The organism is Bacteroides sp. HF-4919 (genome assembly GCF_018860125.1).
The window spans coordinates 247,725-265,961 of the sequence record NZ_JAHKNF010000008.1 but is presented as its reverse complement, the minus strand read 5'-3'; the positions used below and the strand labels follow the sequence as shown (position 1 = coordinate 265,961).

16 protein-coding genes are annotated in these 18,237 nt (G+C 41.4%); 9 read left to right on the top strand and 7 right to left on the bottom strand.

The features are described from left to right. Nucleotides 1-39: 39 nt before the first annotated feature. From KO473_RS15250 to KO473_RS15235, 4 genes are read right to left on the bottom strand one after another with little or no spacing between them, the layout of a single operon-like run. On the bottom strand, nt 40-1,122 hold the full coding sequence (locus KO473_RS15250; protein ID WP_005821335.1) for a hypothetical protein: 1,083 nt from the start codon (nt 1,120-1,122) through the stop codon (nt 40-42). Nucleotides 1,123-1,136: 14 nt separating this feature from the next. Next, entirely contained in the window at nt 1,137-2,270 is a 1,134-nt protein-coding gene (locus KO473_RS15245) for a DUF5031 domain-containing protein (protein WP_032537538.1), read from the bottom strand. 13 nt (nt 2,271-2,283) lie between these two features. Then, entirely contained in the window at nt 2,284-3,417 is a 1,134-nt protein-coding gene (locus tag KO473_RS15240; protein WP_122130219.1) for a hypothetical protein, read from the bottom strand. Nucleotides 3,418-3,450: 33 nt separating this feature from the next. Continuing rightward, nucleotides 3,451-4,650: a FimB/Mfa2 family fimbrial subunit gene (locus tag KO473_RS15235; RefSeq protein WP_122130194.1), complete on the bottom strand. Its 1,200-nt coding sequence runs from the start codon at nt 4,648-4,650 to the stop codon at nt 3,451-3,453. 677 nt (nt 4,651-5,327) lie between these two features. Here KO473_RS15235 and KO473_RS15230 point away from each other — a divergent pair. The 5 genes from KO473_RS15230 to KO473_RS15210 all read left to right on the top strand — a co-directional run bounded on the left by KO473_RS15230 (nt 5,328) and on the right by KO473_RS15210 (nt 10,622). Further along, on the top strand, nt 5,328-5,600 hold the full coding sequence (locus KO473_RS15230) for a co-chaperone GroES (protein ID WP_005780804.1): 273 nt from the start codon (nt 5,328-5,330) through the stop codon (nt 5,598-5,600). A 42-nt stretch (nt 5,601-5,642) separates the two neighbouring features. After that, the gene (gene groL / locus KO473_RS15225; RefSeq protein ID WP_005780800.1) at nt 5,643-7,280 is read left to right on the top strand and encodes a chaperonin GroEL; all 1,638 of its coding nucleotides are present in this window, start codon (nt 5,643-5,645) and stop codon (nt 7,278-7,280) included. 145 nt (nt 7,281-7,425) lie between these two features. Continuing rightward, nucleotides 7,426-8,583 (top strand): 6-bladed beta-propeller, encoded by a 1,158-nt coding sequence (locus tag KO473_RS15220; RefSeq protein WP_005807819.1) that lies wholly within the window; start codon nt 7,426-7,428, stop codon nt 8,581-8,583. A gap of 21 nt (nt 8,584-8,604) precedes the next feature. Then, nucleotides 8,605-9,888 carry a carboxypeptidase-like regulatory domain-containing protein gene (locus tag KO473_RS15215; RefSeq protein ID WP_122130193.1) on the top strand — a complete coding sequence of 428 codons (1,284 nt, stop codon included), beginning with the start codon at nt 8,605-8,607 and terminating at the stop codon, nt 9,886-9,888. A 155-nt stretch (nt 9,889-10,043) separates the two neighbouring features. Beyond that, entirely contained in the window at nt 10,044-10,622 is a 579-nt protein-coding gene (locus tag KO473_RS15210) for a flavodoxin family protein (protein ID WP_005807817.1), read from the top strand. 103 nt (nt 10,623-10,725) lie between these two features. Here KO473_RS15210 and KO473_RS15205 read toward each other — a convergent pair whose 3' ends face one another. Beyond that, entirely contained in the window at nt 10,726-12,465 is a 1,740-nt protein-coding gene (locus tag KO473_RS15205) for a thiamine pyrophosphate-dependent enzyme (RefSeq protein WP_122130218.1), read from the bottom strand. 240 nt (nt 12,466-12,705) lie between these two features. On the opposite strand from KO473_RS15205, the gene KO473_RS15200 reads away from it, so the two are divergent. Then, nucleotides 12,706-12,924 (top strand): winged helix-turn-helix domain-containing protein, encoded by a 219-nt coding sequence (locus tag KO473_RS15200; RefSeq protein ID WP_005780792.1) that lies wholly within the window; start codon nt 12,706-12,708, stop codon nt 12,922-12,924. Nucleotides 12,925-12,992: 68 nt separating this feature from the next. On the opposite strand, the gene KO473_RS15195 is transcribed toward KO473_RS15200, so the two are convergent. Then, nucleotides 12,993-13,418 (bottom strand): DUF6249 domain-containing protein, encoded by a 426-nt coding sequence (locus KO473_RS15195; RefSeq protein ID WP_005821327.1) that lies wholly within the window; start codon nt 13,416-13,418, stop codon nt 12,993-12,995. A 134-nt stretch (nt 13,419-13,552) separates the two neighbouring features. Between KO473_RS15195 and KO473_RS15190 the strand changes: the two genes are divergently transcribed. From KO473_RS15190 to KO473_RS15180, 3 genes are all read left to right on the top strand, one after another. Continuing rightward, entirely contained in the window at nt 13,553-14,104 is a 552-nt protein-coding gene (locus KO473_RS15190; protein ID WP_122130192.1) for an RNA polymerase sigma factor, read from the top strand. Beyond that, nucleotides 14,104-14,475, top strand: a complete 372-nt coding sequence (locus tag KO473_RS15185; RefSeq protein ID WP_181996020.1) for a hypothetical protein — start codon at nt 14,104-14,106, stop codon at nt 14,473-14,475. Before KO473_RS15190 ends, KO473_RS15185 begins: the two co-directional genes overlap by 1 nt. 278 nt (nt 14,476-14,753) lie before the next feature. Further along, nucleotides 14,754-15,767, top strand: coding sequence for a low specificity L-threonine aldolase (locus tag KO473_RS15180; RefSeq protein ID WP_005821326.1), 1,014 nt, complete (start codon nt 14,754-14,756; stop codon nt 15,765-15,767). A 114-nt stretch (nt 15,768-15,881) separates the two neighbouring features. Here KO473_RS15180 and KO473_RS15175 read toward each other — a convergent pair whose 3' ends face one another. Then, nucleotides 15,882-18,098, bottom strand: a complete 2,217-nt coding sequence (locus KO473_RS15175; RefSeq protein WP_005821325.1) for a TlpA disulfide reductase family protein — start codon at nt 18,096-18,098, stop codon at nt 15,882-15,884. Nucleotides 18,099-18,237: the final 139 nt, after the last annotated feature.

The window sequence follows — 18,237 nt, the reverse complement described above, 5'->3', positions numbered from 1 at the left end:
GTAGAATGAAAGGAAGAAGGTATAAAAGACGGTTTGTTTTCATTTTGAGAAATTGAGTTCTATGTGTCCCCATGGAATATTATTAGGATCCCAATTATCGGGCGTACCTATTATGAGAGATTGACAGTTTAAAGCAGATCCTACTTTATTTAGGATAAGAGTCGTCACTTGATTGCGCATCGCTTGGGTTTCGACTTCAATAGTAGGCGGTGTTTGATCGTTGTCCTGGAAGATGGTTACAGTAATGTTTTTACCTTCGGGTGGGGTTAATATGTTTTTTAATTTATCCTCCTCTCTCACTCCAAAGTAAGTGAAAAACATGGTCTGATCACCGACTTGATACTGAAATGCTTGTCTTATAATTGTTTTTAATTTACCGAAAGATAACTCTGTATCTTTTGTGACAGTTTGACCAAGTAGATTTATTCCAGTAATACTTTGTTCTTTTATGGAATAATTAATCTCTGTTTCTTTATCAAAGATTCCCCAGAAGTCGTCTCCTGTTGTAGATAGGCGTATTAATGAAGAATATCGCTTTAGAGTTAATTGTTCTGTTAATGGGTGGTGATGACCGGAGTCTTCAAGTTTTTCAGTTTTTTTAATCGTAACAATGTCTGATGTTGCGAAAAATATTTCATAACTGCAATAGTCTGTATCAAGGCTTGTTAGCCATGGAATATCGCTTTCTGTAAAGCTTTGATTAGGTTGTAATGTATTGTTTTTCGGACCATTAATGAGAAGTATAAATTTATAATTTCCCGGGCGTAGCGTCTTTTGGAGAGTATAGTTAAATGAATCGGAAGATTTTATGTATCCTTGGGGAATAACCTTATCTTCTATCTCTTCTATCACCCATGTGGAGTTATCTACTTCTTTTATAATGATCAATCGGCTATCGTTGATTGCTGTCACATTGTAGTCTGCTATGCTGTTGGTTCGTGTCCTCATCGGTACAATTTCGTTGTCTGTTGAGAACTCTTTACTGTTTATAGTGGCAGTTAATCGGACTGTAACCAGTTCATCCTTACTATCAGGGAATTCCACCTCATTACTACAGGAGGTATATAAGAATAATAGACTTATCCATCCTGATAGAGTATATAATAATCTATGTCTCATCATATTCTCATTATTTTTTAGTCCCATTTCCAGTCTATTCCGTAATTACCCGAAACAGAAAGATCTATGATACGATTGTTTCGAAGGCGTATATTGGTTACGGTATAATGATCTTTCACGATAGTCAATGGTTTGTCGGTAAGAGATAGAGTGAGTTTTTGGGTATTGTAACTTCCGGGAGGAAATGGAGTTGTGTCATAATACGAAAATTTGAGGACAGCTTTGACTCCTTCTTCTATCTCTGCCACTCCTGTTTCCGGATTATCTAAAGTTATCTTGGAGAAGAGGTATGGACCACAGATGCGCGTTGCTCCATTTACGGCTTTATTACCAATATCCAACGGAGCATCGTTAAGTAACTCTATGATTCCTTTATTGCTTTCGAAAACAGGGAAGTATGTATCCTCTTTGAGAGTGACTGTTTTAGAGAAACAAATATCAATTCGTTCCGGCTTTTTCGTTTCGTTGGTTAAAGACACTTTGGGTGTCACTCCGCTTACCTCCATATCTATTTGAAATACTCTGTCTAAAGTTGAGGAGCATTCTGCGTCAATATCGATGGGATTACCCTTTTCATCGCACTTCATTACATCAAAAACCAGTTCACCCACTGCCCGTTTTAATTTGAACTCGATAGAAGTTTTTCCTTGTGTTATGTCTTCCGGGGTAAGAGCCTGGATGGCATAATAGTTATCTTTGGAAAGAGGAATATAGCTGTTATCGTTTTCTCTAACCATACTGATCTCTGAGTCTGTGAAAGTCATACCTTCTCCACTTAAGACTACAGACTCCGGTTTCTGTTTCGGAGTGGCATGGAGTAGTAACAGATAAAATCGATCAGTATATTCGGTCGGGATGGATAATGTGTAGTTTTGGATTTCTTCCAGATCGAGCCCTTTCTCTTCGGTCCGTTCCCAAAAGATATAATCGGAACCATCATTGGATGAAGGGGTAGAAGTTTCGGAACGGAAAATGAAAAGATGGTAAACCAATTGGGGTAATACTGTATTATCACCGGGGACTACCTCTCCGGCAGGAGGCACCAGACTAAGGCTGAAGGCTGAAGTTTCAGGGGCTCCTTCGGGTTGTTCACACGAAAAGACCCCCAACAATAGAATTCCTAAAATCAGAAAAAGTGTATGTGGTTTCATTGCCTGTGTGTTGTTAGTTCCAAAATCCGTCGTTACCGGCAACCTGACTATTGAATTTTAGTTCTTCTAAATTCAGTTCGGCGTCAGGGGAAATGGAAATATCAATATTTTCATTTAAAATCCAAAGGGTGAACAGGTACATCTTGTTGCGTTCTAAAGTGATATTTTTTAATGTGAAAGTTTTGCTCTTCAGAGTTCCTGTGTAATCGATATCGATGGTTATGCAAATCGTTTGATTGAGAGGGGCAGGGAATAGTAGCGGACCTTCGCAATAGGCTGCTCCTTCGTACTTTTGATAGTCTGCTTTTTCAATAGCCGGACTGAACAGAGAAACAAATTTGTCTACATCAAACTTTTTAAAAGAGAAATTTCCGTCTTGAAGCCGTGCCGAACAGTGGTAGGACATCGGATTTTTAAAGATTAATCCGGTTTCACTTAAATAGCAGCGGCTACTGCTTCCTTCTATTGTAAGATTGATGCCATCAATCTTTTTCAGTGCATTATCAAAGGTGTTTTCAGGTGAATCAATTGATATGTATTGTCCGTTTTCTTTTCTGGCTCTTTGCACAATAAAGCATAATTGTCCTTGTAAATGGTTTATTTTCCGGGAAATTTGTGCTTGATTCATTGTTGATAAATCATATTCTGTCTGACTGTCTTGGATCTCTTCTTGGTCTGAGTCCGTAAAGAGGGCTGTTGTGCAGTGATTGAGTTCCGTTTGTTCGTTTACAACATGGGTAGGATACTGAAAATAATAGTTCCGGTCATATGAAGTTGAAATTAGATTTTCCGGATTATCTTCGGTCACGAATGAAATTTTTTCAGAACTTACCGCATTTTGAGAAAATCCTTTTGCCAACAGAAATCGATAGATTCCTGTTGGCAATAAGATGTTTTTTTGCAAGTGTTCTTTCTCGGTAAACCATGGACTCTCTTGGATACTTTCTGTTTTGGTAAATTGGTTCTCTTCTTTTTTAAATATGAGAACTGACATTTCGTCGTCATCTCCTCCTTTGGTGGAAGGTGACTGTTGGGCCTTAAATGTGACATTGACGGAAGTATCTCCTTCGATTATTTCCCGGTGGTTAGTACAGGCACTTCCCAGCACAAGTGTTCCCAAAAGTAATTGTCCGATGTAGTGTTTCATCATATTAGGCTCTGCAGAAGGATTTTAGTGGATTTATTCGACATCAACATCCGTTTGATGGATACCGTCATAAGTTTTTTCTATTTCTACAATGAAAGTAGATTTTGGGTTGAATAGATGTTCGTCATCATTACCTTCACCATTGTTTTCGGCTTCAGTCGAAGAATTTAATTTAATGGTAATCACAGAAACATAGTTTTTGGTGACTGTGAACGAAGGGACTTTGATCGTTCTTTCCTGATTTGCTTTGTTAAGTTGAATGTTGGCGTTCAGCGTTTGAGAAACAGATGGTGAAAATGGTAGTAAGTAAGATCCCATAAAGTAGGCTCCACCGTTTGCTATACCATTTTTGATATTAGTTTCCATATTTTGGTTGATTGCATCTGCATCTTTAGGGAATGGTTGGTACTCTGTTGACTTTACTGCATCCGCGCCGGATTCTCCATATCGAAATGTAGGAGTATTGTAGGTTACTTCACATGGGATGCCTGCTGTATAGTCCGGATTTTCTCCATAAAGGTTATATTTGAGAGGGATATTTGTTGGCTTGAAGATCAACGATGTCAATGGGTTCGCCTCTGTACTTCCAAATATATTACCTGTTTTATATGGTACTTCTATTGTGGGATCGTCTGACGCTACTTTGATAAACTTAATATCTATGCGTGATACAATACGTGCCAAAGTTAATTCTATTTTTATTTCATTGTCATCTCCGCCTACACCACTGGAAATATTTATCTCTTCCGTATTACCACAGAAAATTTCATTCATGTCCGTTTGGTATTGGGAAGTGGTAGAGGGGTAATGGGTAATTACGATACTTTTTAATACAGTCTCCCAACTTATATTTTTTATGTTTTCTATAATTTCATTGAGATTAGTTCGGTTGCTTTCGTTCAGATTGTAAAATGCAATAAATTTATAGGTACCTACCGGAAATGCAGCATTATATTTCCAGGTTTCCCCATTAATGGCAGCTGCTGGGTGTTTAGCCTCTTCATAACTAAAGTTACCTTCTCCGTTTTTTTTGAATGCATACAGCACGAAATGGTCCTCGTCCAGACTTGTTGGTGCGGATCCTCTTGTTTGGGCGGAAGAATGAGTTGTTAATTGAGTGGTACAACTGATGTTTCTCAATTCTGTTTCAGGAATTTCTGTTGTAGCTTTTTCGCTGCAACTTAGAGTCATTGCAGACAATGCAGTAATAAACAATAGTTTTAATGTTTTCATAATGTTGAGTATTTGTTATTGCTTTGATGAATAATCGAATGGGAGATACTCCCCCCTTGTGTAATTGGCGTAATACAAAAACAGCAATGTTGAGGTTACAAAGCGTTTTGATAAGAAATTAAAAATGATTTGTTGATAAGGCACGCTACGCTCTTACCTCTTACAGAGGCGTTATACGATAACGTAATAATAAAGATTAGGAAAAGACTTTTCTCATACTTAATAGGTAAGAGAATTTATTTTATGGACATATGCTCTTACGGGTAGTTTTGAGTTAAATTCATAATCTCATGGCAAGAAACAGTCATATAGATATATATTATTTTATAATAAGGAATTATATTTACTTTAAAAATCATTCATAGATAACAATTTAATAAAAAGAACTGGTGTAAAAGGCAAATATTAAATAGTTTCATTTAAAAAAAAGAAAAGAAATATTTTGGATACATTAAAAATTATCCATACATTTGCAACGATAAAATGAATGACTTATCATTCTCTTACCTATTAAGTAAGCGCCTGTTTTTCCAATGTCATCAGTCATTTTGGCAGTCCTTCTCTGACAAACAATCATTCTTCCCTTTTGGCACACTTTTCGCAATAGGTTATTCGTCCTGCTAAAAGGACAAAATATTACTATAATAAGTATAACATATAAAAAATAAAAAGTAACTATGAACATTAAACCATTAGCAGACAGAGTGCTGATACTCCCTGCACCTGCAGAAGAAAAAACAATTGGTGGTATCATTATTCCTGATACAGCAAAAGAGAAACCTTTGAAGGGTGAAGTTGTGGCAGTTGGTCACGGTACGAAAGACGAAGAAATGGTATTAAAAACAGGCGATACGGTTCTTTATGGAAAGTATGCCGGAACAGAACTTGAAGTAGAAGGTACAAAATACCTTATCATGCGTCAGAGCGATGTTCTCGCTGTTTTGGGTTAATAAACGTAGTGTTTAATCAATTAATTAAATAGTAAAATCATTATGGCAAAAGAAATATTATTCAATATCGAAGCTCGCGATCAATTGAAAAAAGGTGTTGATGCTTTGGCAAATGCGGTAAAAGTAACACTGGGCCCGAAAGGACGTAATGTAATTATTGAGAAAAAATTCGGTGCTCCTCACATCACTAAAGATGGTGTGACAGTGGCAAAAGAAATTGAACTGACAGATGCTTACCAGAATACCGGTGCACAGTTGGTAAAGGAAGTTGCTTCTAAAACAGGTGACGATGCCGGTGACGGTACAACTACTGCAACTGTTTTGGCTCAGGCTATCGTAGCAGAAGGTTTGAAGAATGTAACTGCCGGTGCAAGCCCTATGGATATCAAACGTGGTATTGACAAGGCTGTTGTCAAAGTGGTTGATTCTATTAAAAATCAGGCAGAGAAAGTTGGTGATAACTATGACAAGATCGAGCAGGTTGCTACTGTTTCCGCTAATAATGATCCGGTTATCGGTAAACTGATTGCTGATGCCATGCGTAAAGTTTCTAAAGATGGCGTAATTACTATTGAAGAGGCTAAAGGTACTGATACTACTATCGGTGTGGTAGAAGGTATGCAGTTCGACCGCGGTTATCTGTCGGCTTACTTCGTGACTAATACGGAGAAGATGGAATGTGAGATGGAGAAACCTTACATCCTGATTTACGACAAGAAGATTTCTAACCTGAAAGATTTCTTGCCTATCCTCGAACCGGCTGTACAGTCAGGCCGTCCTTTGTTGGTTATCGCGGAAGATGTAGATAGTGAGGCATTGACTACATTGGTAGTGAACCGTCTGCGTTCTCAGTTGAAGATTTGTGCAGTAAAAGCTCCGGGCTTCGGTGACCGCAGAAAAGAAATGCTGGAAGACATTGCCGTATTGACCGGTGGTGTGGTGATCAGCGAAGAAAAGGGTCTGAAACTGGAGCAGGCTACTATCGAAATGTTAGGTACTGCTGACAAAGTGACTGTTTCTAAAGACAACACTACAATTGTAAACGGTGCCGGTGCTAAAGAAAACATCAAAGAACGTTGCGACCAGATCAAGGCTCAGATTGCTGCTACTAAATCAGATTATGACCGTGAGAAATTGCAGGAACGTTTGGCTAAGCTGTCAGGTGGTGTAGCTGTTCTTTACGTAGGTGCTGCTTCTGAGGTAGAAATGAAAGAAAAGAAGGATCGTGTGGATGATGCACTTCGCGCTACTCGTGCTGCTATTGAAGAAGGTATCGTACCGGGTGGTGGCGTAACTTACATCCGTGCAATCGATGCTTTGGAAGGTATGAAAGGCGACAATGCCGACGAAACAACCGGTATCGAAATCATTAAACGTGCTATCGAAGAACCGTTGCGTCAGATTGTAGCCAATGCCGGTAAAGAAGGTGCTGTAGTAGTTCAGAAAGTTCGTGAAGGTAAAGGTGACTATGGCTATAATGCCCGTTTGGATGTTTACGAAAACCTTCATGCAGCCGGTGTGGTAGATCCTGCTAAAGTAACACGTGTTGCTTTGGAGAATGCCGCTTCTATCGCAGGTATGTTCCTGACTACCGAATGTGTGATTGTAGAAAAGAAAGAAGATAAACCCGAAATGCCGATGGGCGCTCCCGGAATGGGAGGAATGGGTGGAATGATGTAATTTATTCCCAGGATTGAAAAAAGAAAGCTGCTTTCGGAAACGGAAGCAGCTTTTTTTGTTGACCTTTGCGGATATTGCGTGGAACGCTTTGCCGAGATTATATATTTGTGTACATTCGTATATTCAAACCAAAACAAACTTATATATGAAGGCACATCTTATATTTCTATGGTTCGTTGCTTTGGGGGTGATAGCTTGTACTTCTCAGCCGGGGATTAATACCGGTGGCCACAAAATAAAAGGAGATACTATACCTGTATTAGATTTTGCTTCGGCAATCCATAAACAAGTTCCTGATACGTTTATGTGGAATAGTGTGGCCAAAAAGATTACTTATATACCATTGTCCTCTTCTCATCTGATGGACGGTCATCCTGTAATAGAGTATCTCGATGATGATATGTGCATTATTTCGGAAGGGAAAAGTCAATGGATAAATTGTGTCGATTATAAAGGTAATTTCTTAAATAGCTTCAGGCATGTAGGCAATGGGCCCGGAGAATATGTTTATTTATCTTCAGTCGTATACCATCTAAAAGATTCCACTATTCGTGTTTTTGATAATGGCAGTTATAAACATATCATCTATAATAAGCAGGGGAAGTTCTTCCGGGAGATTAATTTGGCCGATTCCGAATTTAATTATTTATTGCACATGCAGGGCGATTCTTATTTTTTTCGTGGTAGTTTCAGTAAAGGTAAATCAGAAGTTATTGTGACGGATACGGCATTGCGGGTGAAGTCTTCCATTTTACCTTTTGATTCGACGGCCGATTATATTACACGGGGAGCTACTATGTTGAATAGCAGTATAAAAGCGTGCAGTCCTGATCTTTGTTTGTTTAATCACATTAATAGCGATAGTGTTTTTCTTTTGACTCCGGACGGATTGAAACTTGACTTTATCCTTCGTAAAGGCAAATATGCGCCGTCTTCGGAAGATGTAAAGCAATTCATGAAGTGGAATCAATATGATCCATTTATTAAAGGATTATCTATTAGTACTTTCCCGGGATATTATTATTTGCAGTATGCATACAAAGAGCAAGTTCTGGGCGAAATATGGAGCCGGAAAACGAATCAAATCGTGTCGAGAAGTATCTTGACCCGTCCCAATCAGTTTACAGTGTTCCGTGGAATCCAATTTCGTTTACCTTCGGGTACAATCATCAAATTATTACCTGCTTATATAAGTGGAAATAAACTTGCTTTTTTTATTCCGGCGGATGAAGCTATGGGTGAAATACCGGGAGTAAAGATAAGGGAGGATGATAATCCGATATTGATGGTGATGGAGTTGTAGCTCATATTTTGGGGGATCAATATGTTGACAAAGTATTCGCGTGCGGCTTTATTTCTATGTGCTCTTTTTTTGGGGGGACCAGTTGTTGATGCTCAAACTAAAGGAGTTGTTGTGGATGGTGTAAAGGGACGGCTTTTGTCCGGTGTGAATATTTACTTGCAGAAAGATTCCGTTGGAATCGGATCGACAGACCGAAAAGGAGAATTTTTCTTTAGCTGTGATATGATGACGAAAAGTGATACCATCGTCTTTTCGCATGTCGGCTATTTGCCGTTGAAGTGTACATTACCCCAATTACAGCGTCTTGAATATAAAGTGACTCTATATGAGCATCCCCAATTGCTGCATGAGGTAGTGGTTAGCGGAGAGCGTCCGCCATTCTTCCTGGAGTGGACGTCACTAGCTCCTTTACCCAAGCCTTTATACTCTTACGGCGGATTTCTGCATGCAGGGAAGATTTATGTGGTTGGCGGTGATGAAACACTGGTCCGAATGGCATCCAATAAATACAGGCAAGGTACTGAAGCCTGGGAGTATCGTTCTTCCAATATGTATGTGTATGATATTGCAATCGATATGTGGAAGAAATGTGCTAAAGGCTTTATACCGCGTGCCGGCCATGTTGCCCATTTCTATAATAGCAAAGTTTTTGTTTTAGGAGGGAAAAGATTTTCCACTAACCGGCAGTTGGAGTATACAGATGCTACAATGGAAATTTATGATTTGGATAAGGATACGTTGTATGTCGATCCCGTCAATCCCCATCAGGCAGTTGATTTCACTTCTTTCATTTACGGTGACTGTTTGTATGCGATGGGAGGGGCTATAAAAGAGAAAGTTTTTTCTAATAAAATACACACGCTCGATTTGAAACGAGGTGTCTGGTATGAACTGGAAGATACCATTCCTGCCGGGCGGTGTGGCAGAATGAATGGCATTCTGGTGAGAGATAAGGTTTATTTTTGGGGTGGTTACCATACAGCACCTATGTGGACAGCTGCGAGTTACGATTTGCGGACGGGGAAATGGCAACGATTGTGTGACCTGAAAGATGGAGTTTCCTATCCCGGACTGGCTTCTGATGGCAGCTATATTTATATTTTTGAGAATCGCAACTTACAGGTTTACAATATTGAAACAGATACAGTGCGTATTTACGAACTGGCTGCTTTGGACGTGGAAAATGCAGGGCTTTTCTACTGGAAAAATACGCTTTACATAGTGGGTGGATGTAACCGTCAAGGGATATATGTAACCCCTCTTAGAGGCGTGATTGCTGTTGATGTAAGTCAGATTAATCCCTAAGGAGTCATCGTACGTTAACTGCGGTAAATTGTGTTAAATTGTGCTTGTGTATCAATAATAAAACAAAATAGGAGGGCCGGAACCAAGGGCACTTTTACTCTAACATATTTTACTAATTTATATTTGCATTTTAAACCTATAAAAGAACAGACAAAATGAAAATTGTGGCGTTTAACGGAAGTCCCCGTAAAGGTGGCAATACAGAGATGCTAATTAATGAAGTGTTTAAACCTATACAGGAAGCCGGTATAGAAACCGAATTGGTACAGTTGGGTGGGAAGTTGCTGCGTGGCTGTGCTTCATGTTATACTTGTTTCAAGACAAAGGACGGACAATGTGTCATCAAGACCGACCCAATGAATGAGTTTATCCGAAAAGCCCAGGAGGCAGACGGAATAATTCTGGCATCACCTACTTACTATGGTAGTGTGAGCGCGGAGATGAAAGCTTTTATGGACCGATTGGGGTTGACCACTATCGGACAAGGGCGTACACTGACACGTAAAGTTGGAGCTGCCGTGATTAGTGTCCGCAGAGGTGGTGCCGTAACGGTTTATGATGAACTTAACCGTTTTATGCTCGGAAGCGGAATGATTGTTCCCGGATCTACTTACTGGAACTTCGGTATTGGTGAAATGCCGGGAGAAGTTTATGATGATGCAGAAGGGTTGAGAAATATGAAAGACCTGGGAGTACAATTGGCGTGGTTGCTAAAGGCTGTACATGATAAATGATGAATGCTGAATGGTGTACGATGAACGCAAGGTGTGGATCATAATTATCCATTATTTACCGTTCATCGTTTACCATTCATCATTCACCCAACCCTGTTCATCATTAAAATACCTCTCTGATATGTTTAAAGTTCGAATTGATCGTATCGATAACTTCCTGTGAGCGTCCGTTGATCAGTAGTTTATACATGGATTGGGCGAAGCCTACCATTTGGCCTAATTCTATTTTCGGAGGCATGGCCAAAGCATTCGGGTCGGTCATGATATTTACCAATACGGGACCTTCCAGTTCGAATGCATTACATAATGTATTTAATACCTCTTCCGGATCGGAAACATTGAAGCCTGTCATACCCATTGCTTCGGCTACTTGTGCAAAGTTAGGATTCAGCATATTCGTCTGCCAATCCGGCAGTCCGTCTACTTCCATTTCCAGTTTTACCATTCCCAAGGACCGGTTGTTGAACACAATCACTTTTATAGGGAGTTTATATTGTACCACAGTCTCCAGATCTCCCAATGTCATGGATAATCCTCCGTCACCACAAAGGGCGATTACCTGTCTGTCCGGGCAAGCCAACGCTGCTCCTATAGCTTGGGGCAGGGCATTTGCCATCGAACCATGATTGAAAGAGCCCAGCATGTGCCGCTTTCCGGTCGCTTGCAGATAGCGGGCTCCCCATACACACGTCATACCTGTATCTACCGTATAGATGGCGTCATCGGATGAAATCTTATTGATTTCGGACATCACATATTCCGGATGAATCTGATCCATTTTGCCTTTATCTTCCGTATAGGCAGCCAGATCTTTCTTTACTCCTTCGTAGCGTTTCAGCTGTTTGCGTAAAAAAGAGTCATCCTTTTTCTGTTGTAGCATGGGCAATAAGGCACGGAGAGTAGAGCGTATATCTCCACAAAGCCCCAGATCCACTTTGGCACGTCGTCCCAGTCTTTCGGGTTTAATATCCACCTGGACGATTTTTATATCATCGGGTAAAAAGGCGGAATAGGGGAAATCGGTTCCGAGCATGACAAGCACTTCTGCTTCGTGCATGCTGTAATAGCCGGAAGGCATACCCAGCAGTCCGGTCATACCTACTTCATAGGGATTGTCATATTGTACTTCCATTTTTCCTTTAAAAGTATACGCGACAGGAGCATTTAGAATCTCGGACATCCGGATGATTTCCTCATGTGCTCCTTTACAGCCTATACCACAAAACAAGGTGATGCGTCCGTAGTGATTCAGCATGCCGGCCATCCGGATCAGGTCTTCTTCGGCCGGACATACGGACGAAGCTAACGGATAAATCTGTTCAGAGGACTCTACTTGGGCTGCCGGTTTCTTTGCCAAGTCACCAGGAAGCCCGATTACGGCTACTCCTTTTCGGGTAGTGGCTGTTTGCAAGGCCGATTGCAGCATGCGGGGAAACTGTTGGGGAGTAGTAGCTACTTCGTTATAGAAACTACAGGCATTGAATAGCTTGATCGTATTGGTTTCCTGAAAATATTCAGTTCCGAATTCTCCGGTTGGAATAGTTGAGGCAATGGCTATCACAGGAGCTCCCGAACGGTGAGCATCGTAAAGCCCATTGATTAAATGGACATGTCCCGGTCCGCTGCTTCCTGCACAACATCCCGGCAGTCCGGTCAGTTGTGCTTCCGCACCTGCGGCATACGCACCGGTCTCTTCATGACGTACATGTATCCACTTCATTGCTTCGTTTTGCCTGACGGCTTCATTCACTTCGTTCAGGCTGTCGCCTGTTACTGCATAAATTCTTCTGACGCCTGCCTCAATCAGAGTGTCGACAAGCTGTTCTGCTACCTTCTTTCCCATATCTATCATTCAGTTTAGGTTATTCAATGATGCAATAACAGGTGATTATATCAAAAAGTTGTATATTTAACGTATGCTAATAACCTTGGTATATTGGTATATAAGATAGATTTTATGTTAAAAATATCGTATGTAGTATGTTTTTAGTGTTTTTGTAGTAACAATGCTTACATAATTTTGTTAACTTACACCGCGTAAATAGTAACTTTATGTGTTTTAACCTTTAAACTTTTGTATCAAATGGATAAGAATGAAATCGGCTTGAATGCTGGAAAAGTTTGGCAATTGTTGAGCAACAATGACAAATGGAGTTATGGTAACCTGAAAAGGAAATCCGGGTTGAAGGATAAGGAATTGGGGGCAGCTCTGGGCTGGTTAGCCAGAGAAGATAAGATTGAGTTTGAACAAGAAGAGGAGGAACTTTATGTTTACCTCTGTGTAAATGTTTATATTGGGTAGATGATGCTGCTTATTATGAAAAAAATCCCCGGAACAGTCCATTGGTATTGTATTCCGGGGATTATTTTTTATTCCTCTTTCTTTTTATTGCAGGAATTCCGTTCTATCAAAAAAGAAGTCACTAATCCAGCTCCTCCGAAGAGAAGTGTGCATGATCCGTAGATAACTCCTACCATTTCGCGGGTATATCCCCTGTCGAACCTATCAAAGTCATACGGAGAGAAGCTTACGTAACTGATAATGAAACCGGTTAATAGTCCCAGTCCTACTCCCAACAGCAGGCAGCCACCTTTCAAGGTTCCGAATGACAATTGAGAACGGTTATAGTCAGGCAAACAAATCTTCCCATTCAGTTCGAGATTGCCTTCTGACATTTTCTCTCCTAACTTTTCAATAAGAGTGATGCGTTCGCGTCTGCACGCAAAAAGTTCAAACAATTTGTAAATACCTAAGGTAATGATTCCCACAACTAAGGGGATTGTAATGAAATCCATCATGATCGTATGTTTTTAAGTGAATAATTCCGTTCTTTGCACTGTTTGACGCAATAGACTACGGAAAGGTTACAAAGAAAAAAATATTTTTTTGCCTGTAACCTTTCTGATTCGCTTGCGTCTAACCGAATATCATGGTACAGAACGAAGAAACACAATACATAGCACGGATACTGAACGGGGACACAGAAGCTTTTTCTGTATTTCTCGACCGTTACAGCCGTCCGCTTTATGTGCTGATTGTGCAGATTGTCGGTTGTCCCGAAGATGCGGAAGAGTTGGTACAGGATGTTTTTCTGAAAGCCTTCCGCTGTCTTGACAGTTATAAGGGAGAGTGCCGCTTCTCTACCTGGCTTTATCGGATTGCTTATAATGCGGCTGTATCCGCTACCCGCAAAAAGAAACAGGAATTTCTTTATATTGAGGAAGGTACCATAAATAATGTACCCGATGAAAAGGCCGACGAAATACTTTGTCCTACCGATGACGAAGAACGGACTGCGAAACTGATTCAAGCCATCGACTTGCTGAATGTTGAGGAAAAAGCCTTGATTACACTTTTCTATTTTGAAGAGAAGTCGATAGAGGAGATAGGAGAGGTGCTGAAACTTTCATCGGGAAATGTCAAGGTGAAGTTGCACCGTACCCGCAAAAAGATTTATTTATTAATGAACGGAGATGAGTAATTATGGAAGCAAATAAGAAATGTACGGAAAATGCATTGAAGCAGGCCCTTCGGAAAAGGCAACCTGGTAATCTGCCGTCCAATTTTAATTACCGGATGATGGAACTGGTTCGACTGGAGGCCGAAAAACAGCGGAAACGGAAAGAACGGACTATGCTTTGCGGCATGATTCTGGGTATATTGCTATTGATAGGGATGGCGGTCTATACACTCGTTTTCAAATTAGAATTCAACTTAAAGGAGTGTTTGTCCGGAGTCGATTGGTCCGATACCGCTTCTCCGATGATGGTTTTCTATAGCTATATTGCAACTTTGGTTCTGCTCCTGCTCGGATTGGATTATTGGCTGCGTAAGAAGAAGTTTCATTCCTGAGTGAGTTTGATTTCACTACAGATTACACAGATTTCCACAGATTAATAATTTATTCCGTTGATATTTAAAATTATTCGTTGATATTTAGGACTAAAGATTCGGTGAAAATTCGTGTAATCTGTGGTGGAACCGATTCATTCCTATTTTGGATTGTCCATTCATCAGCTGAGGATATAATATCAGAAAACCTCTGTGCCCTCCGTGTAGTCTGTGGGGAAATCTTTTCTTTTTCTGCGAATAATTTTCTTCCTTTGCAGAAAAATTTATCTTTATAGACTATGAGAAGTTTTGCCTCTGATAATAATTCGGGTGTACACCCTGCCATCATGGAAGCTCTGACACGGGCTAATCAAGATCATGCGCTGGGCTATGGTGACGATTCGTGGACAAAAGAAGCTGTCCGGAAAATTAAAGAAATATTTGTTGCCGACTGTGAGCCGTTGTTTGTTTTCAATGGAACAGGCAGTAATGTCATTGCTTTGCAACTGTTGACTCGTCCTTATAATTCTATTATTTGTGCCGAAACTGCACATATTTATGTAGACGAATGTGGTTCTCCGGTGAAGATGACCGGTTGCCAGATCCGTCCCGTAGCCACTCCCGACGGAAAATTGACACCTGAACTGATCGCTCCCTATCTGCATGGCTTTGGTGACCAGCACCATTCGCAGCCGGGCGCTGTTTATCTTTCGGAGTGTACGGAGTTGGGTACTATTTATACGCCGGAAGAGTTGAGAGCAATTACCTTACTGGCCCACCAACACGGGATGCGGGTACATATGGATGGTGCACGTATAGCCAATGCCTGTGCTGCCCTCGGCCTTTCACTGAAAGCATTGACCGTAGATTGCGGTATCGATGTGCTCAGTTTTGGCGGAACCAAAAACGGATTGATGATGGGAGAGTGTGTGATCGTATTTGATGATTCGTTGAAAGCGGAAGCTCGATTCGTACGCAAGCAATCGGCTCAACTGGCATCGAAGATGCGTTATCTTTCCTGCCAGTTCACGGCTTATCTGACAGAGGAACTGTGGTTGAAGAACGCAATGCATGCCAATGCGATGGCCAAACGTCTCTATGAAGCTTTGAAGCAGATTCCCGGTGTGCGTTTCACCCAAAAGGTGGAAAGTAACCAATTATTCCTGACCATGCCTCGCGCCGAAATAGATCGTATGCTGCAATCTTACTTTTTTTATTTTTGGAATGAAGAGGCGGATGAAATTCGTTTGGTTACTTCGTTTGACACAACGGAGGAGGACATCGATACGTTTATCCGGATATTGAAAAAATAGGATTGCATCCAATAGCGCCAGATGCTCACCACGGAGTAGCACAGAGTCTCACAGAGGGAGAATGATAGAAATTAAATTCTTTGGGATTCTGTGTTACTCCGTGGTGAAGTCTTCTTATTCTTTTCTTATTTTAGATTCTTTCAGGAATTGTTCGATGTTGTACATCGGAAAATCCCCGTTCAGCAGTTTTCCGTCCCGGTCCAGTAATACGTAACGGGGGATACCGTTAAAGTGGAATAGCTCCCTCAAATAGTTATAGTCGCTTTGCGGAAGGCGGAATATGACTTCTTCTTTCAGATTCTTCTCTACATAATCGTTGTAAGCTTTTTCAGGTGATTCACTGTCACTGGTGATGAAGATGAACTTGATATCCGGACTGTTCCGGTACTCTTTTCGCAAATCTGCATGATGCTCGATGCTGGCACGGCAAGGCCCGCAAGTAGTTGCCCAAAAGTCAATGACCACCAATTTTCCATGATAAGGTGCTACGATTTTGCGGATGATATCCGTTCCTTTCCCTGCCGGAAGTTCTTGTGGCTGGTTCCCTTGTGGCGGATAAATCTGACGGTACATACGTTCGGACTCTGCCATAAGGAATGGCTCGTGTAAATAGCTTTTCAGGATATTGAGTAGTGTGAAAGCTTTTTTCCCATCCTTGAGAGTTCCGGCCAGGAAGGGGTAAGAACGGGTGAGAATGAGTTCTCCGGCCATTGGGAATGGGATTCCTGTCGTGTCCTCCAATATCTCCTTTTTCTTTTGCCAGCTTTCCGCATATTTTTTCACATGGTCGTCTGTGCCGATCTTGATTTGCCAACTTGCCCGGTTTAAAGGGTTCATATACTCAAGTCGGTTGATGAAGGTTGAAAAAGAACTGCAACCGATGGCACGGACGTCATCGAGCGGCATTTCTTTCAGGAAATCATAATAGTCCGGAGCCTCTTTTATTTTTAATATCGCGTTGGTGGTATCTTTGTGGGCATTCATGTCTCTTTGCAGGATAAAATCGAGAAGCCAGCTGCCGTACATCATTTTCACATTATTCTTCAGCATTTGCATTCCTTCGGGTTGCAGCGTTTTTGATTGTTCCAACGAGTCGAGCCGATGCATCCACAGGTCGTACATCGGCTTTTGCTGTGCTTTAAATTCATCGGGAGTCAGCGTGCCGCATGCTTTCAACAGGATGTTGAAGTCTCTTGAGAAGAGCGGTTCACAAGGCATCAATTCTTGGTTGAAAGTGCTTGAAGCCCCCATATATTGAGTTTCTGTCAGCATGGGTTTCAACCTTCTTTGCCGGTTGTAGTCCAGCAGGTCTTCCCAACTGAGGTAAAGGATCAGTGTTTCGCCCGGTTTGACATAAAACCCTATCCAACAGCTGCCCAGACTAAGGTGATGTACCCCAGGATAATTGACAATGAAGTCCGACTCGAAACGTCCGTCCGGATGGATGGTCACCAGGGCGGGACTACTCTCGCGGGTGATATGATTGTCTGTATAGATCAGGGCGGTGGTAAATCCTAACTGCGGGTTGTATCCATCCAGAAAACCACGTATGTGAGCCGTATCTTTCCGGAAAAAATCAGTCCGGGGAGTAGTGGAAGCAGTTGTTACCGATGCGTAATTTCGATGGGGCAGTCCGGCGCGGATATACTTTTTCTCTTTTTCACCGTTTTTGCCGATGCGTATGTTGCCGTCTTTTTCTTGTGTTATTTCAAGTTGGCACTGTCCGTCAGTTTCATTCCTTAAATTCAGTTTGAGCTTTTTCCCCTGTTTCCGGCAAAGTTCATATTTCCAGAACCGGTTATCCATGATGGCAAGTGAATCGTAAATTCCGATGTCCCATCCGTTTCCTGCATCTGTCTGCTGCCAGTTTCCACGGATTTCGCGAAGGAAGGCCTGCTCTTTGGTCTCCTGCGGTTTCACCAGCAGAATGCCATAGGTGTTGGTTTCCGATTTAAGATCGTCCTCCATCCAATCTATCCGGGTTGTGCCTTCGGGCAGGGGAGGATAGGTGATGACACAGTCGTTTTCTATTATTCCTGAGGCGGGAGTCGTTACGCGTTCGCCAAATTTGCGCCCTTCTATGCGGAGAGGATAAAATTGCTTTCTGCTTTCGGGGGCATAAATATAAGTCAGGCTGTCGATGCTGGTCCACCATTGGGGGCGGAATACCGTCCGTATCGTGAGCCGGGTTTCTGTCGGAGATAGTTCTATCTTCGAGATGGTGTGTGCACTTCCCTGGCGTGTTTCGAAAGAAGGGTTTTCAATTACGGTTTGTGCTGCGGCATACGTACTTCCCAGAAGTAGCAGTAGCGGGAGTATCTTGTTTTTCATATCCGTATGATTAAAGTTGTGACGGTAAAGATAAATATTTCATGGGAGAAACCTTACTGTATAGCGTTTTATTTTTGTCCGGGAGGCAAATTCCTTCTCTTTTAGGAGATATGGCATACCAGTTGTGCAACTTGGCAAA

Bases quoted from the DNA above. Each gene is read 5' to 3' on its own strand.
- KO473_RS15250 (WP_005821335.1), bottom strand. From the start codon at position 1,122: ATGATGAGACATAGATTATTATATACTCTATCAGGATGGATAAGTCTA.
- KO473_RS15245 (WP_032537538.1), bottom strand. From the start codon at position 2,270: ATGAAACCACATACACTTTTTCTGATTTTAGGAATTCTATTGTTGGGG.
- KO473_RS15240 (WP_122130219.1), bottom strand. From the start codon at position 3,417: ATGAAACACTACATCGGACAATTACTTTTGGGAACACTTGTGCTGGGA.
- KO473_RS15235 (WP_122130194.1), bottom strand. From the start codon at position 4,650: ATGAAAACATTAAAACTATTGTTTATTACTGCATTGTCTGCAATGACT.
- KO473_RS15230 (WP_005780804.1), top strand. From the start codon at position 5,328: ATGAACATTAAACCATTAGCAGACAGAGTGCTGATACTCCCTGCACCT.
- groL (WP_005780800.1), top strand. From the start codon at position 5,643: ATGGCAAAAGAAATATTATTCAATATCGAAGCTCGCGATCAATTGAAA.
- KO473_RS15220 (WP_005807819.1), top strand. From the start codon at position 7,426: ATGAAGGCACATCTTATATTTCTATGGTTCGTTGCTTTGGGGGTGATA.
- KO473_RS15215 (WP_122130193.1), top strand. From the start codon at position 8,605: ATGTTGACAAAGTATTCGCGTGCGGCTTTATTTCTATGTGCTCTTTTT.
- KO473_RS15210 (WP_005807817.1), top strand. From the start codon at position 10,044: ATGAAAATTGTGGCGTTTAACGGAAGTCCCCGTAAAGGTGGCAATACA.
- KO473_RS15205 (WP_122130218.1), bottom strand. From the start codon at position 12,465: ATGGGAAAGAAGGTAGCAGAACAGCTTGTCGACACTCTGATTGAGGCA.
- KO473_RS15200 (WP_005780792.1), top strand. From the start codon at position 12,706: ATGGATAAGAATGAAATCGGCTTGAATGCTGGAAAAGTTTGGCAATTG.
- KO473_RS15195 (WP_005821327.1), bottom strand. From the start codon at position 13,418: ATGGATTTCATTACAATCCCCTTAGTTGTGGGAATCATTACCTTAGGT.
- KO473_RS15190 (WP_122130192.1), top strand. From the start codon at position 13,553: ATGGTACAGAACGAAGAAACACAATACATAGCACGGATACTGAACGGG.
- KO473_RS15180 (WP_005821326.1), top strand. From the start codon at position 14,754: ATGAGAAGTTTTGCCTCTGATAATAATTCGGGTGTACACCCTGCCATC.
- KO473_RS15175 (WP_005821325.1), bottom strand. From the start codon at position 18,098: ATGAAAAACAAGATACTCCCGCTACTGCTACTTCTGGGAAGTACGTAT.